At 60.4% G+C, this 18,352-nt stretch carries 17 protein-coding genes and 1 pseudogene; 12 read left to right on the top strand and 6 right to left on the bottom strand.

Features of this window, described 5'->3' with window-relative positions; genetic code table 11:
- The 3 genes and pseudogenes from CO660_RS32915 to CO660_RS26285 form a co-directional block, all read right to left on the bottom strand.
- Positions 1-75: pseudogene (locus tag CO660_RS32915) on the bottom strand (electron transfer flavoprotein subunit beta/FixA family protein); the annotation flags it as partial.
- 129 nt (positions 76-204) lie between these two features.
- A complete protein-coding gene (locus CO660_RS26290) occupies positions 205-810 on the bottom strand; it encodes a dimethylsulfoniopropionate lyase (RefSeq protein WP_097601212.1) in 606 nt (201 codons plus the stop codon).
- Between the two features lie 42 nt (positions 811-852).
- Positions 853-2,889, bottom strand: coding sequence for an NADH:flavin oxidoreductase (locus CO660_RS26285; RefSeq protein WP_097601211.1), 2,037 nt, complete (start codon positions 2,887-2,889; stop codon positions 853-855).
- Between the two features lie 146 nt (positions 2,890-3,035).
- Between CO660_RS26285 and CO660_RS26280 the strand changes: the two genes are divergently transcribed.
- The 7 genes from CO660_RS26280 to CO660_RS26250 all read left to right on the top strand — a co-directional run bounded on the left by CO660_RS26280 (position 3,036) and on the right by CO660_RS26250 (position 10,114).
- A complete protein-coding gene (locus CO660_RS26280) occupies positions 3,036-3,665 on the top strand; it encodes a TetR/AcrR family transcriptional regulator (RefSeq protein ID WP_097601210.1) in 630 nt (209 codons plus the stop codon).
- A gap of 10 nt (positions 3,666-3,675) precedes the next feature.
- Positions 3,676-4,470, top strand: a complete 795-nt coding sequence (locus CO660_RS26275) for a pyrroline-5-carboxylate reductase dimerization domain-containing protein (RefSeq protein ID WP_097601209.1) — start codon at positions 3,676-3,678, stop codon at positions 4,468-4,470.
- Positions 4,471-4,538: 68 nt separating this feature from the next.
- The gene (locus tag CO660_RS26270) at positions 4,539-5,540 is read left to right on the top strand and encodes an ABC transporter substrate-binding protein (protein WP_097601208.1); all 1,002 of its coding nucleotides are present in this window, start codon (positions 4,539-4,541) and stop codon (positions 5,538-5,540) included.
- Positions 5,541-5,632: 92 nt separating this feature from the next.
- Positions 5,633-6,520 carry a proline/glycine betaine ABC transporter permease gene (locus tag CO660_RS26265; protein ID WP_097601207.1) on the top strand — a complete coding sequence of 296 codons (888 nt, stop codon included), beginning with the start codon at positions 5,633-5,635 and terminating at the stop codon, positions 6,518-6,520.
- Positions 6,513-7,592 carry a glycine betaine/L-proline ABC transporter ATP-binding protein gene (locus CO660_RS26260; protein ID WP_085781790.1) on the top strand — a complete coding sequence of 360 codons (1,080 nt, stop codon included), beginning with the start codon at positions 6,513-6,515 and terminating at the stop codon, positions 7,590-7,592. Before CO660_RS26265 ends, CO660_RS26260 begins: the two co-directional genes overlap by 8 nt.
- Positions 7,593-8,794: 1,202 nt before the next feature.
- A complete protein-coding gene (locus tag CO660_RS33430; RefSeq protein ID WP_176536384.1) occupies positions 8,795-9,001 on the top strand; it encodes a hypothetical protein in 207 nt (68 codons plus the stop codon).
- A gap of 114 nt (positions 9,002-9,115) precedes the next feature.
- Positions 9,116-10,114, top strand: coding sequence for an AraC family transcriptional regulator (locus tag CO660_RS26250; RefSeq protein WP_097601206.1), 999 nt, complete (start codon positions 9,116-9,118; stop codon positions 10,112-10,114).
- A 55-nt stretch (positions 10,115-10,169) separates the two neighbouring features.
- Here CO660_RS26250 and CO660_RS26245 read toward each other — a convergent pair whose 3' ends face one another.
- The 3 genes from CO660_RS26245 to CO660_RS26235 form a co-directional block, all read right to left on the bottom strand.
- Positions 10,170-10,445 carry a hypothetical protein gene (locus CO660_RS26245; protein ID WP_097601205.1) on the bottom strand — a complete coding sequence of 92 codons (276 nt, stop codon included), beginning with the start codon at positions 10,443-10,445 and terminating at the stop codon, positions 10,170-10,172.
- The gene (locus CO660_RS26240; RefSeq protein WP_097601204.1) at positions 10,442-12,736 is read right to left on the bottom strand and encodes an FdhF/YdeP family oxidoreductase; all 2,295 of its coding nucleotides are present in this window, start codon (positions 12,734-12,736) and stop codon (positions 10,442-10,444) included. The genes CO660_RS26245 and CO660_RS26240 overlap by 4 nt, the downstream gene beginning before the upstream one ends.
- Positions 12,737-12,829: 93 nt before the next feature.
- On the bottom strand, positions 12,830-14,758 hold the full coding sequence (locus CO660_RS26235) for a diguanylate cyclase (RefSeq protein WP_176536383.1): 1,929 nt from the start codon (positions 14,756-14,758) through the stop codon (positions 12,830-12,832).
- Positions 14,759-14,989: 231 nt separating this feature from the next.
- Between CO660_RS26235 and CO660_RS26230 the strand changes: the two genes are divergently transcribed.
- The 5 genes from CO660_RS26230 (at position 14,990) to CO660_RS26210 (ending at position 18,326) form a co-directional block, all read left to right on the top strand.
- Entirely contained in the window at positions 14,990-16,015 is a 1,026-nt protein-coding gene (locus CO660_RS26230) for an aldo/keto reductase (RefSeq protein WP_097601202.1), read from the top strand.
- A gap of 268 nt (positions 16,016-16,283) precedes the next feature.
- Positions 16,284-16,631: a DUF488 domain-containing protein gene (locus CO660_RS26225; RefSeq protein ID WP_085781797.1), complete on the top strand. Its 348-nt coding sequence runs from the start codon at positions 16,284-16,286 to the stop codon at positions 16,629-16,631.
- Positions 16,632-16,729: 98 nt separating this feature from the next.
- Positions 16,730-17,251, top strand: coding sequence for a DUF4142 domain-containing protein (locus tag CO660_RS26220; RefSeq protein WP_097601201.1), 522 nt, complete (start codon positions 16,730-16,732; stop codon positions 17,249-17,251).
- A 7-nt stretch (positions 17,252-17,258) separates the two neighbouring features.
- Positions 17,259-17,579 (top strand): cupredoxin family copper-binding protein, encoded by a 321-nt coding sequence (locus tag CO660_RS26215; protein ID WP_097601200.1) that lies wholly within the window; start codon positions 17,259-17,261, stop codon positions 17,577-17,579.
- Between the two features lie 36 nt (positions 17,580-17,615).
- Positions 17,616-18,326 carry an RNA polymerase sigma factor gene (locus tag CO660_RS26210; RefSeq protein ID WP_097601199.1) on the top strand — a complete coding sequence of 237 codons (711 nt, stop codon included), beginning with the start codon at positions 17,616-17,618 and terminating at the stop codon, positions 18,324-18,326.
- Positions 18,327-18,352: the final 26 nt, after the last annotated feature.

Genomic DNA, 18,352 nt, shown 5'->3' with positions numbered 1-18,352 from the left:
ACCCGTGCCATCCGGCTTCACCCGGATCTTCACGTTGTAGTCGACAACCCGCTTGACGGGCACGAGAATCTTCATGGCAAACCCCTATATCCAAAGCGCGTCGCGATCTTTCAGATTCGCTTGCTCTGCGCTTCTTTGTTTTTGCGTAAGCCGTTGTCACAACCGCCGCACAGCTTTGCGCGACATGCTTAAGACAGCCGGCCGTCAATGCGACCGCTCGGCAAGCAACGCCCAGAAGGCGAAGAGCGGCGTCTCCACCGACCTCATGGCATGTTTGATCCCGGGAATATTATAGAACGATCCGCCGATACCAGGCGAAAACCAGTTCCCCTCCCCCTGCTGGAACTCTCCCTTGGACAGCACGAGATAGACCTCCTCCGGCGCATGGTCGTGATCGGGATAGCGCACGTGAGGCGCCATCAATGTCACGCCGAACCACAGGTCACTTCGCTCCTCCAATCCACCCGGCCCGACGATCATGGCATTGGCATGCCCATCAACGAAATTGTCGCTGGCCGTGGTGTGGTCATACTTTGTGCGGCGATGCCATTCAAGCATTGGCTCAATGCCTTTGAACCCCTCGATCAATCGCGCCAGCGAAGCATAGGACGTATTGACTGCGAGCGCCATATCGAGATGAGCGCAGACCGGCAACCGGCTTCCCTCTCCCGCGCGGGCAGTCCCCGGGCGCTCCAGCGCCGCGAAGAACTGCCCGATCGAGCGGCGGGCTTCTGGAGCCTCGGCGAACTGGTCGAAAGCGACCGAAGCGGCTTCCAGAAAATGCTGGAGGCTTTCGTTGCGCAAACTCATATCATCCCCTCCGGATCGGCCGGCAGGCGGCCGCTCTGACAATCATATATCCTTCGCGATGCGCAGACCGTCATAGACAGCGGCATGCGTGTTACGGGCAGCGACAGCGTCGCCGATCCGGAACAGCTGGAACTTGCCCTCGGGATTACGGATGACCGATTGCGGTTGCCCCTGGAGAAGCTGATCGTGCGAGACCTCGCCCAGATTTTTCGACTTGGGCTTCAGCTCGAAATAGAGTTCGTCGAGCGGGATGGTCCCGTGATTTACGACGATCTGGTCGTAGCTGTGCTGCCGGGCAATTCCGCCGTAATCGCTACCGATATGGGCGACGAGCTGATTACCGCTCTTCTCGACGGCCTCCAGCCGATAGGTAACGGTGAAGGTCACGTCGTACTTTTGGAGCGAACGCATATAGGGCACCAGGTTCATGGCCATGACCTCCGGCGCGAAGGACCGGTCCGGCGTCATGATCTCGACCTTGGCACCTGATTTGGCGAGGAACTCCGCCGCCTGGAGACCGGCATGGTCGCCAGCGTCGTCGAAAACAAGCACGTTGGAACCGGGTTTCACATCGCCGGAGATGATGTCCCAAGACGAGACCACCAGTTCGTTGCCGCTGGTGAGCACCTCTGTATGGGGCAGGCCGCCAGTGGCGATGATGACGATATCAGGATTTTCGGCCTCGATCGTGTCGGCTTCCGCCCAGGTGTTGAAGTGGAAGGTGACGCCGTATTTCTCACACTGGCTCATGCGCCAGTCGATAATGCTGATCATTTCCCGGCGGCGTTCGCTTTGGGCGGTGAGGCGGATCTGACCGCCTGGATTGTTCGCTGCTTCGAAAACCGTCACTTGGTGGCCGCGCTCTCCCGCGACGCGCGCCGCCTCGAGCCCGGCCGGGCCGGCGCCGACGATGACGACCTTCTTTCTGACCTCGGCCTTTGCCGCGATATGCGGCATCGTCAGTTCGCGGCCCGTGGCGGCATTGTGGATGCAGTAGGCCGCCCCGCCCTGATAGATGCGATCGAGACAATAATTGGCGCCGACGCAGGGGCGGATATCCTCTTCCCGCTTCTCGATGATCTTGCGGACGATATGCGGGTCGGTCATGTGGGCGCGGGTCATGCCGACCATGTCGACTTTGCCGGCTGCAATCGCATGACGCGCCGTGGCGACGTCGGGAATCTTCGCCGCATGGAAGGTCGGGAAGTTGGTCGCGGCGCGGATTTCACCGGCAAAATCCAGGTGCGGCGAGTTCGCCATGCCCTGGATCGGGATGACGTCGGTCAAACCCGGGTCGGTGTCGATGTGGCCACGAATGACGTTCAGATAGTCGATAAGCCCGCTGTCGCGCAGCCGCTTGGATATCTCTATGCCTTCGGCCTGCCCGTTGCCGCCGGGCAGACATTCGTCCGCCGTATAGCGCACGCCGAGGATGAATTCGTTCCCGACCCTCTCGCGGATCGCCCTGAACACGTCGAAACAGAAGCGCATGCGGTTCTCGAGCGCACCCCCATAGGGGCCGTCAAGTTCGTTGGTGAGCGGAGACGCGAACTGGTCGATCAGGTGGCCGTAGGCCTCCAGCTCGATTCCATCCATACCACCGGCTTTCATCCGTTCGGCCGCATCGGCGAAATCCTTGATGATGCGCTCGATGTCCCAATCTTCCAGCTTCTTCGGAAAGGCGCGATGCGAAGCCTCGCGATGATGCGACGGGGCGACGACCGGCAGCCAGTCTCCCTTGTCCCAGCGCGTGCGCCGGCCGAGATGGGTGAGCTGGATCATGATCGCCGCCCCCTCTTCGTGCACGGCGTCAGTCATTTCCCTGATCCAGGGGACGATCTCGTCCTTATAGGCGAGCAAGTTGTTGAAGACGGGTGGACTGTCCCTTGAAACCGCGGCGGAGCCTGCCGTCATCGTCAAGGCCACCCCGCCCTTTGCCCGCTCTACCGTATAGGCCCGATACCTTTCCTTCGGCATGCCGTCCTCGGGATAGGCCGGCTCGTGCGAGGTTACGATGATGCGGTTGCGCAGTGTCAGATGCTTGAGCTGATAGGGTTGAAGTAGGGGATCGTTCGACATGGACCGTGGTTCCGGATTAAAACATCGAAGCAAACGCTAAGGGTAATGTACATATGTGTCAACATTGGAAACACGAAGGTCATTATTTTAGACACTAATGTACATTTTTCTTGTGCCAGGCCGCGGAAGTTGATAGGAGGTAATGCATGGACCAGGCTTTGAACGACACCGGCTGGCGCGGATCGCAGGAGGGATGGCTGGAGGCAGCTTACCAGTCACTACTGGAATCCGGTGTGGATTCGGTGAAAATTCTGCCGCTCGCAAAGAAACTCAATCTCTCGCGAACGAGCTTCTACTGGTTCTTCAAGGATCGGGAGGAACTCTTGAGCGCGCTCGTGGCGCGGTGGCGCGAGAAAAACACCGGCAATATCGTCAAGCAGTCCGAAGCCTATGCGGAGTCGCTCGCAGAAGCGATGCTCAACGTTTTCGATTGCTGGCTGAACACCGACCTCTTCGACGCCAAATTTGAGTTTGCCGTGCGCAGTTGGGCCCTGCAGTCGGACGAACTTCTGGCCGAGGTCCAGCAGGCGGATCAGATCCGGCTGGAGGCGCTCAAACGCATGTTTATGCGGTTCGGGTTACCAGAAACGACATCGGATGTCAGAGCGCGGACAACTTACCTCGTTCAGATCGGTTACATTTCCATGCAGTCGAAGGAGGAACTCGCCGTCCGCATGAAACGGATTCCCGAATACATTGCGATCTACACGGGCGAAGTGCCGCTGCAGAGGGAGCTCGACCGCTTCTTCGCGCGGCATGGCTATAGGCCCGGCTGAGGAAACCGAGATGAGCGTTTCCTTGAGGATTGGTATTGTTGGCGGTGGCGGCTGGCTGGGTGGAGCCATCGCCGGCACGATCGTCGATTCCGGCCTGGTCGATCCTCGAAATCTCTGCCTCTCCTATCGCAGCCGGCAGCCCGACCGTTTCCCAGATTCCTTCTGGACCACCGACAGTCAGGAACTTGCCGACCGCTCGGATGTGATCCTTCTCTCCATCCGCCCGGACGACTGGCATCCGCTCGCCCTCGATGCTTCCGACAAGCTGGTGATTTCGGTCATGGCCGGCATTCGCCTGGGCGCCCTTGCGGAGCGCCACAAGACAGGCCGCGTCGTCCGCGCCCTGCCGAATGCCGCTGCCGAAGTGGGGAAATCCTATACCCCCTGGATCGGCGCGAACGACATCACGAGATATGATCGGGACGTCGTCCGCGCAATCTTCGAAACCTGCGGATCTGAGGACGAGGTCGCAAGGGAAAGCGACATCGATTATCTCACGGGCCTTTCCGGCTCCGGGCCGGCATTCCCGGCACTGCTCGCCGCCGCCATGATGCGCGACGCCGTCATCCGCGGCCTGCCTGCCGAGGTTGCGCGCCGCGCCGTCAAGGCGGTGATATCAGGCGCCGGCCGGCTGCTGGAGCGCCGCAACGAATGTCCCGAAGACATCGTTCAAACCTTTCTCGACTATCGCGGCACCACCGCGGCAGCCATAGAAGGCATGCGCGCCGCCGGGTTCGACGCTGCGGTGGGGGAAGGCCTATCGGCAGCATTCAAGAAATCGGTGGGTATGGGAGCTGTTTCCTGACGACCGTTGAGGGCGGGTACTGCGGCACCCCGCCTGGCCAGATCAGCCGCTAAATAGAGGGAACGAGAATGAAGAAACTACTTGCATCGACATGCTTGACGTTCGGCCTGATCGGCGGCGCGTCCTTCGCCGGCGCCGCCGAATGCGGCAGCGTCACCATCGCCAGCATGAACTGGCAGAGCGCCGAAGTTCTCTCCAACCTGGACAAGTTCATCCTGAACGAAGGTTACGGCTGCAGCGCCGACATCACCGTTGGCGACACCGTCCCGACGATCACCTCCATGGCCGAAAAGGGACAGCCGGATATTGCGCCCGAAGCATGGATCGACCTGCTTCCTGACGTCGTCAAGAAGGGCACGGAAGAAGGCCGCATCGTTCAGGTCGGCTCGCCGCTGCCGGATGGCGGCGTACAGGGCTGGTGGATTCCGAAATATCTCGCCGACGCCCATCCCGATATCAAAACGATCGGCGATGCGCTGAAGCATCCGGAACTCTTCCCAGATCCCGAAGATCCGAAGAAGGGCGCCATCGTCAACGGCCCGCAGGGCTGGGGCGGCACGGTCGTCACCTCGCAGCTCTACAAGGCGTTTGATGCCGAAAAGGCGGGCTTCACCCTTGTCGACACCGGCTCTGCCGCCGGTCTCGACGGTTCGATCGCCAAGGCTTACGAGCGCAAGGAAGGCTGGGTCGGCTATTACTGGGCGCCGACCGCGCTGCTCGGCAAGTATCAGATGGTCAAGCTCGAAGCCGGTGTGCCGGAGAATGCTGCCGAGTGGAAGCGCTGCATCACGGTTGCCGACTGCCCCGATCCGAAGCCGGCGGCATGGCCGGTCGATCACGTCGTGACTCTCGTTGCCAAGCCTTTCTCTGAAAAGGTCGGCCCCGAGGTCATGGACTACCTGAAGAAGCGTTCATGGAGCAACGATACGGTCAACAAGCTGATGGCCTGGATGACCGACAACCAGGCAACCGGCGAAGACGGCGCCAAGCACTTCCTGGAGGAAAACAAGGACCTCTGGACCAAGTGGGTCTCGCCTGAGGCGGCCAAGAAGATCGAAGCTGCTCTCTGAGCCAAAATAGCGGTGCGCGAAAGCGCACCGCTTCTCACGCGCCGACAAAATCAAAAAAGACTGCCGCGGCACTTTGACGAAAGGGGAACGAGATGGAATGGTTTTATAAATTCCCACACATGAACGATGACGCGCTTCGCAATCTGAAGAAAGCGATCGATGACGGCTTTCGCGGATTTACCCGCAGCTACGGCGACGGCATCGAAAGCCTCTTCGTCCCGCTGCAGCATTTCCTCATCGCTGCCGAGCGCTTCATGACGCAAACGCCGTGGCCGATCATTACCCTGATCATCCTCGTCATTGCCTGGTTTGCGAGCCGCAGCTTGAAGATCGTCCTCGGCTGTCTGGTGACGCTGATGCTGATCGGCTACTTCGACATGTGGGACGACACGATGCGGACGGTCTCGATGATCTTCGTCTGCACGGTTCTTTCCATCGCCATCGGTATCCCGATCGGCATCCTGATGGCCCGTTCCGACCGGCTGCAGCGCGTCGTCAATCCGATCCTCGACGTCATGCAGACCATGCCGAGCTTCGTCTACCTCATCCCCGTCGTCATGCTCTTGGGTATCGGCAAGGTGCCGGGCCTGATCGCCGTTGTCATCTACGCCATCCCGCCGATGATCCGCCTGACCGATCTCGGCATCCGGCTCGTTGACAAGGACGTGCTCGAGGCCGCAGATGCCTTCGGCACCTCCAGGTCGCAGAAGCTCTTCAAGGTGCAGCTGCCGCTGGCGCTTCCCACCATCATGGCCGGCATCAACCAGACGATCATGATGGCGCTCGCCATGGTGGTCATCGCTTCCATGATCGGCGTTCAGGGCCTCGGCCAGCCGGTGCTGAAGGCGATCGCCAACCAATACTTCACGCTGGGCATTTTCAACGGCCTTGCCATCGTCGGCATCGCAATCATCTTCGACCGGGTCAGCCAGGCATATGGCAAAAGGCTCCAGAAGCATCGGGAGACCGTCCATGGCTGAGCATCGTTTCGGCGGCATCAAAATCCGCAATCTCTACAAGATCTTCGGCCCCAATCCCACGGCTTATGTCGAAGCGGTGCAGAAGGGCCTGACGAAAGCCGAGCTAAACGCAAAACATGGGCACGTGCTGGGGCTCAGGGATATCAATGTCGAGATTCCCTCCGGCCGAATCCAGGTCATCATGGGCCTTTCCGGATCGGGCAAATCGACGCTCATCCGGCACATCAACCGGCTGATCGATCCGACATCGGGCGAAGTGCTGGTCGACGGCATCGATGTCGTGAAGATGAACGAGACCGAATTGCGGACGTTCCGGCGGCAGCAGACCGCCATGGTGTTCCAGAAGTTCGCGCTTCTGCCGCACCGCAACGTCCTCGACAACACCATTTTCGGTCTCGAAGTGCAGGGTATGGAGCGCGCGAAAGCCGTTGACGTCGCTATGCGCTGGATCGAGCGCGTCGGCCTGAAGGGCTTCGAACAAAAATACCCCAACCAGCTTTCCGGCGGCATGCAGCAACGCGTCGGCCTGGCGCGGGCGCTCTCCAATGATGCCCCGGTTCTCTTGATGGACGAGGCCTATTCGGCTCTCGACCCCTTGATCCGCACGGATATGCAGACGGTCCTTCTCGATATTCAGAAAGAGATCAAGAAGACCATCGTCTTCATCACCCACGACCTCGACGAGGCCTTGCGCCTGGGCGACCAGATCGCGATCCTGCGCGACGGCGAGGTTATCCAGCAGGGCACCAGCCAAGATATCGTGCTGCGCCCTGCGGACGACTACATCGCCAACTTCGTCAAGGAGGTCAACCGAGGCCGGGTCATCCATGTCGAGGCCGTCATGACACCTCTGCACACCGTGGTGGCGCCGGGCGGTTTGACGATCGCATCGGGCACGACGGTGGAAGAGGCCCTCCGAATGCTGGCTTCGACACCGGACGATGATGCCAGGGTGGTTTCGCCTTCGGGGGAAACACTGGGCCTTGTCACCTTCCGCCAGCTCGCTGGCGCAATGGTGAATTCGCAGGAGGTGGCCTCCCGACACGATAACACCCTTTCGGTCGCGCTCTGAACCTCCGCAGGCGGCCTCTCCCGGCCGGCCGGCGAGACTAGCGCTCGCCGGTCGCCCGGCGAGGCCACAGGGTCATCCTAGCGTGAAGCATCGAACCGGCTTGGCGGCAATTTCCTGCTTGCCGGGATGCAGCCTCGCCAGGGGGCAGATCCTCGACCTCATCGGCTAGTACGAGCGGCAACTGACAAAGCTCGGAGTCGACGTCAGGTTCAACTCCTATCGAATATCGAGACCGTCGGCGCCGATGCGCGATCCTGGCGACAGGCTCATATTCTCCCGAAACCGGCCTCCAGAAAGGCCTGCCATCCGTTGAGACGCTACCCGGCATCGAAAAGGGCAATCACGAGGCCGGTCATGGCGCGACAGGCAAGGCCGGCCGGCAAGTCCTCCTGCTGGACGAAGATGGCGGCTGGTGCGGCTGCGGAACCGCCTGGAAACCTGCCGAAGACGGGCATTCGGCGACAATACTCTCAGCGCACGACCGCCGACGTACCGCTGCGCCAGACCCTGAAGAGGCTGGGCTTCAAATGGCTCAGCATGGAATGGCACCAAATGGCGTCAGTTTCTGGATCTCAATACCGGCGAACGCACCTTTGAGGAGGGCGACAGCTGGTGCTCGCCACGACCAACGCGGCGGCCAGCGCGCGGGGCGAGGAATTTCGCTCGTTAGGTATCGACGCCGTCGAGATCGGCGGCTGCGCTGCGCTTCGCCAAGGGCCGGCGAGTCGGACCTGGAGATCTGATTCCCGGCCCCGAAAAGCGGCGCGGAAAGCGTCAACCTGTACATATTGCGCAGGACCAGTCCAGACTGCGTCACGAAAAGCCGATTGACCGACAATATCGGCGCGCGCCAATTGCTCCATCGCCAGGGAACACTAAACTAAGCCCGACCGGGGCCATGATGGTCTACGGTCTGAAAGCCACCGCTCCATCGATCACCCCATATGATGGACGGGGATTACATCCATACGCACTCCATCCCGTGCGTATGCCAACTGCCTGTCAGCCTGCCGAAGGCTATCTCGAGCGGTCCACTTCAGAACCTTCGGCAGGCGACTCTTGGATGGCGCCTTGAATGTGCCCTATGCGCACGCTGGCTAATCGTTTCATCACGGGATCACCATCAAAGCAGCAGTTCCAAGGCCTTGCCAAGTGCAGCCGGTTCTGTCAGCTCCTGCCGACTGGCCAGGAAAATCCGACAGATGGGAATTATCGATAAAACATTTAAAAGGTCTGCGTTGCCGACGCCCGCCACGCGCGAGCTCTGCCTGGATCGGCTTGCCCCGGCCAGCAATACCGGCACCTGGATCAGGTTGAAACTTGCCCGTCTGGCTGCCGCTTACTGCGCTCTGGCTTTTTATCCGCTAATATACAGCCAAACCTCGTCCGTCATGCCCTGGCAAGGGTGAGGAGAAAGATGACGCTCGGCGACGTGCGAACAAAAAGAGGGACGTACTTCATTCTGATCCAAGTGGCCGAAGTGTCGCGTTATGCGCGACGTCAAATGAAATAAGGAGGAGAGCATGACGGAAAACAGCGCCCAGCCATTCTCCTTCCGATTCCACGGTTCGTCTTTCGACAATATGGTGGAAACCCTCGGCGGCGCTTTCGGCGCGTTTGATGCCGAGCCTGTCGGCCGCGCCAAGGACTTTCATTGGGGATTGGATTTTTCGGTGGCCGAGAGCGCCGTCCTGCTGACGGGCTATCATGAGGCGGAGTTCCAATTCAACATCGAGCCGACTGTCAGCACGGCGGAGTATCTGTCGCTCGTCGTGCCGCGCCGTGGCGGCATGGGAGTCACCTATGGGACGCGCAAGGCCGAGGCCGGGCAAGGCAAACTGCTTCTCTACAATAATTTCGAACCCGACAGCGTTCTCATGCACGGGCAAGGCAACGTCATCGACGAACTGCTGATCAACTGGCCCGTCATCCTCCAGACGATCGGCCAGACGTTCGAAATGCCGTTCAGCGGCTCGCTCGACCTTCTGCCCGAACTGGATCTGTCGACGCCGGCCGGACGGACCATCGGCAACCTCACCGAAACGATCATTTCAGGGATGCGCGACGACGGTCCCCTGCTGCAGTCGCCGATCGCTATGGCTCACATGACCCAGGCGCTCGCCGATCTCGTCGTGCGCATGGTGCCACACCGGCTGTCGCATTTCCTTGACAAAGGCGCCGCCCTTATCGCTCCGAGGCATGTGCGCAGAGCGATCGAGTTCATGCAGGCCAATATCGATCAGCCGATCACCATGCCAAAGGTGGCGGAAGCGGCCGGCGTCTCCTGCAGAGCCCTCGAAACCGGTTTTCGCGCATTCAAGGGAACGTCCCCCGCCGCTTATCTGCTGACGCTTCGTCTGCGCGCCGCACGGCAGGATCTGATCGATCCCGAGTGCACGGAGACGATGAAGGCCATCTGCCTCAAATGGGGATTCTTTCATTTCGGCCGCTTTTCTGCGGTCTACAAGGCAACCTATGGCGAATACCCGTCCGAAACGAGAAAGCGCATGAGCCGCCGGTAACTTGCAGCTGAAGCGCACCGCAATCTTTCAGCTTCGCTCTTTGCGCTTTCGGTTTTTAGGGCTTAGCCAATCGGTAGTGCACTCGCATTGTCCTCGGATCCCGATTGACGACTTGAAGCATATCATCACGCTCCGCCAGCGCGCTGAGGTCCCGCAACACAAGGGCATGCGCGATCCCCAGCATGCGCGCAAAGGAGCGGCTGTCGGACGCGATCCCGAGCTCGGCAGCGACGAGCAGACCGGCCTGCAAGGAGGTCAGTCGGAGGTCCCTATCCTGCGCCGCAGCTACAAGGGCAAGAAAACGGTCGGCGCCGATAGCCTCGTTGCTCACGTGGCGTCTCGCTTGCGCAAGGAAACCATGATCGATTTCGAGGTCGGCGTATCGCTTTCCTCGCCGGCGCTGCCAAGCGGCACGAGCACGTTCAGCTCAGGGTAATAGCCGGCAATGCTGCCCCGCGGAATATCATAGGGCACGAAGCGGAAATCCCGCGCGATACGCTCGATACCGTCATCGTGCTCGCCGATCACGTCGACACGGTCACCGGCCTCGGCATTCATCGCCTTCAGATCCGCCGGATGAATGAAGATGACCTGCCGCTCTCCGTAGACACCGCGATATCGGTCATCCAGACCGTAGACAGTCGTATTGTATTGGTCGTGCGACCGGAACGTCTGCAGAGCGAAACGCCCCTCGCCTCTTCGCGCACGCTGATGCACGGTCTCCTCTGGAAGCGCCGGGCAAGAAAATGCTGCCCTGCCTGCCGGCGTCTGCCACTCCCGATGGGCGGCCGAGTTGCGCAGATGGAAACCGCGCGGCTTGCGCAGGCGGGCATTGTAGTTTTCAAAGCCGGGAATGGTCGCCGCGATATGATCGCGGATGCGGTCGTAGTCGTTGGCGAGTTCCGCCCAGTCGACCACGGAGGAGCCGACCGTCGCCTGCGCAATGCCGGCAATGATGGCGACTTCCGAGAGGAGATGCGGCGAGGCCGGCCGGTTGATGCCGGCGGATCCATGCACCATGCTCATCGAATCTTCGACACTGACGAGCTGGCCACTGCCGGCAGCGTTCAGGTCCATCTCGGTGCGGCCGAGGCAGGGCAGAATGAAGGACGCCTCGCCGGGCATCAGATGCGAATGGTTCGGCTTGGTGGCGATGTGCACCGTCAGTTTCAGCCGCCGCAGCGCCTTTTCGACCAGCGCGCTGTCGGGCGTGGCGCGGGCGAAATTGCCGCCAAGGCCGATGAAAGCTTCGGCCGAGCCATCAAGCATCGCCCCGATTGCGGCAAGGACATTGTGGCCATGGTTGCGGGGGACGGCAAAGCCGAAATGTTTCTCCAGCGCATCGAGGAAATCGTCCGACGGCTTTTCGTTGATGCCGACGGTGCGGTCGCCCTGCACATTGGAATGGCCGCGAACCGGGCAGAGGCCGGCGCCCGGCTTGCCGATATTGCCGCGCAGGAACATGAAGTTGGCGATCTCGCGGATCGTCGCCACCGAATGCAGATGCTGGGTCACACCCATTGCCCAGGTGCAGATGACCCGTTCAGCCCTGATATAGACCTCGGCCGCCCGTTCAATCTCCTCACGGCTCAGTCCTGACTGGTCCTCGATATCTGCCCAGGCCGTCGCCTCGACCGCCGCCCGGAATTGCGCAAAACCGGCGCAATGGTCGGCCAGGAACGCGTGATCGAGAACGGGCGGCAGACCGGCGGCAATCGCAGCGTCTTCCGCGGCCAGCACCGCCTTTGCCATTCCACGCACCGCGGCCATATCGCCACCGAGCTGCGGCTGCAGATAAAGGCTGGCAATGTCGGTCGAGCCGCCGCGCAGCATCTCGATCTTGTCCTGCGGATCGGAGAAACGCTCCAGCCCGCGCTCGCGGACCGGATTGAAGACGACGACCCGCGCTCCGCGCATTGCCGCCCGGCGCAGATCGCCGAGCATTCGGGGATGATTGGTGCCGGGGTTCTGGCCGATCACGAAGATCGCATCGGCCTCCTCGAAGTCCTCCAGAAGCACGGTGCCCTTGCCGGCACCTACCGCCTGGTTCAGGGCGATTCCACTTGCCTCGTGACACATGTTGGAACAATCGGGAAAGTTGTTGGTGCCGTAGATGCGCACGAACAGCTGATAGAGGAAGGCAGCCTCGTTGCTGGCGCGGCCGGACGTATAGAACTCCGCCCGATTGGGATTATCGAGGCCCTTCAGAATGCTGCCGATCTCGGCAAATGCATCCTCCCACGCCACCGGCAGGTACCGGTCGCTCGCAGCATCGTAACGCATCGGATGGGTGAGGCGGCCATTGAGCTCCAGCTCGTAACCCGACAGCCGGCGAAGCTCAGAGACCGTGTTCGCCGCGAAGAAGGCGGGTGTCGCCCGCTTTTCCGTGGCCTCCCATGCGACGGCCTTCACGCCGTTCTCACAGAATTCGAACGACGATCCGTGTTCCGGATCGCCCCAGGCGCAGCCCGGGCAATCGAAGCCGTCCGGCTGGTTCGCCTTCAGCATCGTCCGCGCCCCCGAGACCGGCATTCCGCTTTGCAGCAATTGCTTGCCGCAGCTTTTCAGAGCGCCCCAGCCGCCGGCTGCCGCCGATTTCTTCCCAATGAATTTTGTGTCCATGCGCCCTGTATTGATGAAGGGCGCTAAACATCAAGGGCGTACGCATGATGACTCGATAGAAGAAACCTATCGAGAGAGCTGAAGCGCGTGCTTCTAACCGGTTTCCTTCAGGGCATGCCCGTTCTCGCGGGAATGCGCCAGAATACGGTTGCGACCTTGCGTCTTGGCCTCATAGAGCGCGGCGTCGGCCTCTGCCAAAAGCCGGTTCGGGCTGGTCCGCAGGGTCGCGCCTGTGGCGCAGGATATGCCGATGCTGGCGGTGACCCGCCCGAACTCGCTGCCGGAATGAATGATATTCTCCTGGGCTAGGCGACGCGCGAATTGTTCGGCGACGATCATCGCTCCCTTGGCGCTGGTGTCGGGAAGAAACACGGCGAATTCCTCTCCGCCATAGCGCGCGACGATGTCCGCCGGCCGACTGACGGACTGGCGCAGACACTTGCTGACGACGCGCAGGCATTGGTCGCCGGCGGGATGGCCATAGGTATCATTATAGGCTTTGAAGCGGTCGATATCGACCATCAGCAGGCTGAATGGCGTATTTTTCCTGGCGCTGCCCGCCGTCTCACGTGCGAAGGCTTCGTCGAAAGCGCGGCGATTGACAATGCCGGTGAGCCCATCGGTCTCGGCAAGATTCTTCAATTGCTCCGCCGACAGCCTCAGCGCGATCTCCGCCTGTTTCGTCGCCGTGATGTCCGAGACGACGGCCATCGCCGTGCCATCTCCGGCAATCCTTGTGCGGATGCTGCGCCAATCACCGTTGTGAAGCTGAATTTCCTCATCCTTATTGCTGTGCAGGGAAGCGGCTGCGGTCTTGATCCACTCTTCCGCATTACCCTCTGCGATAGCGGGCCGCTCGCCGGTTTCGACGACGCGGCGCAGGATGTCGCTGATATGCGCGCCAACGACACGGGCAGCCCCGGAGAGCGGAAAGGCGTCACGGTATTGATCGTTGCAAAAGAGAAGAAAGCCTTTGCTGTCATACATGGCGATGCCGTCCGACATGTTCGCCATCGCATGCGACAACAGCTTCTTGCTTTCGCGCAGCTCCCGCTCCAGCGCTGTGCGCTCCGTTACGTCACGCGTTACGCCCGCAAGACCGATGATCCGTCCCTGCTTGTCCCGCACCGGCACCTTGGAAGCAAGCAGGAAGCGGCCTTCGATCCGCTCGTTGGAGTCGATCAGCGGCGTCCCTGTCTCCATCACCTGCTGCTCGAGATGATACAATTCCTCAGCGAGCGGCTGCGACATCAGATTGAAATCCGACAATCCGGTCATCTCCGCCGTCGTTCTGAAACGGAAGAGGCGCGTCATGTTTTCATTGACGGTAATGAACCGGCTGTTTCGGTCCTTCACGTAGAGATAGTCCGGCGATTGCGAAAATGCCGTCACCAGGATGCTTCGTTCGAGTTCCCATTGCTGCGTCTTCAGGAGCACAAAGCCACCGATCACGGTCGCCAGACAATTCAAGGCCGTCAGGGGAAAGCCCACTCCGGCCAGAACATGGGCGGTCACGAGAGTGGGAAGCAGGGCCATCGCTGCAACCAGTATCGCGCCAAGGGCAACGCCCAGCAGAACAACATCCGTGAAGCCAGGAGATCTCTTGCGGGTCCAGAAATGGCCGGCCACGCCGATGCCGGTTGCGAATGCAATTGTGATAATCCCGTCGACCATCGCCGTGCCGCCGACAGCAAAGCGAAAGACGATCGCCAGCGACGCAGCAAAAGCCGCCGCAATCGGCCCCCCGAACATACCGGCCAATGCAAGCGGCGAAAAACGCAGGTCGATATAGATGCCAGGATGGAATTCGATCGCAAGCAGTATGGATCCGATGGAGGCGCCGCCAGCTATTATCCCGAAGGCGATCTTCTCCTGCCTGAAGGAACGGCGCTGAAACTGGATCGAAAAGAGCGCCCAGAGCGACATCGCCAGAGACACGAAGGAAAGGTTGCCACCAAATTGCGTCCAGATGCCATTCACCGCGTTGGGTCCACCTTCCAAACCATGTAACAACCCTGTCATACACAATAGTGGTTTGGGCTTCGTTAAATCGGGCAGCTGGATGCCCTATTCACCGGCTGATGCACCAGATATCACGCTCCTCTACGGATCCTTGCTGGGTTGGCGCCCTTGCCCCGGGCCATCGCAGGCCAAGGTTCCTCGTTTTAGCTCCGATTCCACCCGGAAGCGTTATTGGTTAGACTGCAGTGTCGAGCACGAGCGGCAAACGAATATGGGATGCGGATAGCTGACATGAAGACGCGACATTGGGACCGCAGGGGAGACGGCGGGCTTACCTTTACCGAACTCGGGTTCGGCACCGCACCACTCGGCAATCTTTATCGGGCGATAACAGATGAGGAGGCGGCAGCGGTTTTAGATGCGGCCTGGCAACACGGCATCCGCTACTTCGACACCGCGCCGCTCTATGGGCTTGGCCTCGCCGAGAGGCGGGTTGGCCGCTTCCTCGCAACGAAGCAGCGTAAAGACTACGTCGTGTCGACAAAAGTCGGCAGGCTCCTCAAGGTCTGCCAACCCGAACAGCGGACCGGCATCGGCAAATTCTTCGATACGCCCAGTCGCCGAGAGGTTTTTGACTACAGCTACGATGGCGTCATGCGATCTTTCGAAGCGTCCTTCGAGCGCACCGGGCTCGACAGCTTCGATATTCTGTTCGTGCACGACCTGGATGTCTTCAATCACGGCACCAAGGCGGCCTGCGACCATTATCTCGAGCAATTCATGAGCGGTGGTTATCAGGCCATGACCTCACTCCGCGACCAAGGAGTGGTGAAGGCCATCGGCGGCGGAATAAACGAGTGGGAGATGTGTCAGGCGCTTGCCGAGCGTGGCGACTTCGACCTGTTTTTGCTTGCCGGACGCTACACTCTGCTCGAGCAGGAGGCGTTGGAAACCTTTCTTCCCATGTGCGTAGCCCGCAATATCGGCATCGTGCTCGGCGGGCCATATAATTCCGGCATATTGGCGACAGGCCCGGTCGCCGGCGCGCAATATAATTACTCTGACGCCCCGTCACACATCCTCGACAAAGTCCGGCGCATCGAGCACGTCTGCTTGAAATACAATGTCGCTCTCTCAGACGCGGCTCTCAACTTTCCATTCTTCCACCCGGCTGTCGTTTCCGTCATCCCGGGTGGCCAGTCGATTGACCAGGTGGCGTCAAACGACCGCGCGCGGGACAGACATATCCCTCGCGAACTGTGGGAGGACCTGAAGTCGCTTGGCCTGATGCGAGATGACGCGCCCGTCTCGCGCTGACTTACCTACTTGAAAAGGGTCCCATTCGACTTGGGCCTCTGACGCTTGTCAACTGGCAGCTGCCTCCTACAGGCGCCCCCAATCTCCTCCTCCTCTTGCTCAGTCAAATCACGGCGGGAGATGACCGAACGACGACACTTCCGCACTAAAGCAATTATGACAGCTTGGAGGCCCCTTTAGCGTGACTAAGTGAAACCACGGACGGTGAGTGGAACCACATCCCTCATCCGCGTATTCGTTCGGAATTACCTTCATAGCGGATGAGCAAATGGCCTTGCACATCAAACGAATCTACGAGCCGAAAGAAGACCGGGACGGTACGCGTATTCTGGTCGACAGGCTGTGGCCGCGCGGCTTGAAGAAGCAGGAAGCGGCCGTCGACGTCTGGCTGAAGGACATCGCGCCGAGCCCGGCGCTGCGCCGATGGTTCGGCCATGACCCAGCCAAATGGAACGAATTTCAACGCCGCTACCGGGACGAGCTCAAAAAGAACTCATCAGCCGTAGAGGAGCTCGAACGCCGGATCGGGCAATCGGATGCCACGCTTCTCTATGCGGCGAAAGACCAAGCCTACAATCATGCGATCGTGCTTCAGCGTTTCATCGGCGAAGACTGAAGCGGCCGGCAACCATTTCCCGCTTCGAAAATTTCCGGGAACCTTTTCGAGCGATCTGCATCCAATGCTCGCTTCCATCCGACATAAGGAGACAGATCATGTTGAAACGAATTCTCGGCGCAACCTTCATCGCGGCGTCGCTCGGCACCGCCTCAATCGCCGCCGACGCCAAGCCGACCGATCCTCAGATCGCCCACATCGCCTATACGGCGGGGCAGATCGATGTCACCGCCGCGGAGCAGGCGTTGAAGAAGAGCAAGAATGCGGAGGTCATCGAATTCGCCAAAACCATGGAGCGCGACCACAAGGCCGTCAACGACCAGGCGCTCGCCCTTGTCAAGAAGCTGAAGGTGACGCCTGAGGACAACAAGATCAGCCAGTCGCTCTCGGCCCAGGCGAGCAAGGAACTGAAGACGCTTGACGCCCTCGACGGCGCTGCCTTCGACAATGCCTATGTCGAAAACGAAGTCGCTTATCACAAGTCGGTCAACGATGCCCTTGCCAAGGTGCTGATCCCTTCGGCTCAGAACAAGGAGCTGAAATCGCTGCTGGAAACGGGCCTTACCCTGTTCAAGCAACACCAGACGCATGCCGAGCATCTCGCTTCGATGATCAAGTAGGGTCGCGATGGGATCGCTGATGAAATTGCTGCCGCTGTTGTTGGTGCTGCTCTGGCCAGGCAGCGGAGTCGCCTCAGCGGCGGAATATCAGGTCACCATCGCAGGCATGAAATTCGGCGCGCCGCCTGCCGAGCTGCATGTCGGCGATGTGATCGTCTGGCGAAACAATGATATATTCCGGCATACGGCGACAGCTCGCGACAAGAGCTTCCATGTCGATCTGCCGCCGAAATCGGAAGCGCGGATGACGGTCGGCCGGGCGGGAGCGGTCGATTTCTATTGCCGTTTTCATCCCGCCATGACGGGCAAACTGGACGTCCGGCCGTAAGGCCGGGCTCCGATCGAAAGCAATGCGGAGACTTGCATGACAGCCATTGCCGTCCCGGTCGCGCAACGCCGGCAGAATATATCAGCACTCGCCGATGCCGAGCTCGTGTCCCTTGCAAAGCAGGGTGACGAGCCTGCCATCCGCGCCATTGTCCAGCGTCACAACCAGCGCCTGTTCCGCACCGCGCGCGCCATTATCCGCAGCGATTGGGAAGCGGAAGACGTCGTGCAGGCCGCCTATGTCAAGGCCTTCACCAATCTGGCGACATTCCGCGGCGAGGCCGCGCTTTCGACATGGCTGACCCGGATAACGCTAAACGAGGCGCTGGGCCGCGTGCGCGCACGAAAGAGCACCACCGGGCTTGAGGAAATCGACATGCAGACGACATCGGGGGGCGGCGAAGTCCTCCCGTTTCCTTCCTCGCTCTCCGCAACGGATCCGGAAAGTGAACTGTCGCGAAGCCAGGCGCGGCATCTTCTCGAACAGGCCGTCGACGGACTTCCGGACGAATTTCGCGCCATCTTCGTGCTTCGCGAGGTCGAGGGCATGAGCACGGAGGAGGCCGCATCCTTTCTCGGCATCAAACCCGAAACCGCCAAGACCCGGCTGCATCGGGCGCGCAAGCTGATGCGCCAATCGATCGAGAAACAGCTCTCCGGCGCATTCTCGGCGCTGTTCCCCTTCGACGGCGCCCGCTGTGCCTCCATGGGCGACCGCGTTATCGCAACCCTTCGTCAGACAGCGTGATATCGGGCAATAGCACGCGCGTGCTT

The organism is Rhizobium sp. L9 (assembly GCF_002531885.1).
Lineage (GTDB): Bacteria > Pseudomonadota > Alphaproteobacteria > Rhizobiales > Rhizobiaceae > Rhizobium.
This window is presented reverse-complemented; position numbering and strand designations above follow the sequence as displayed.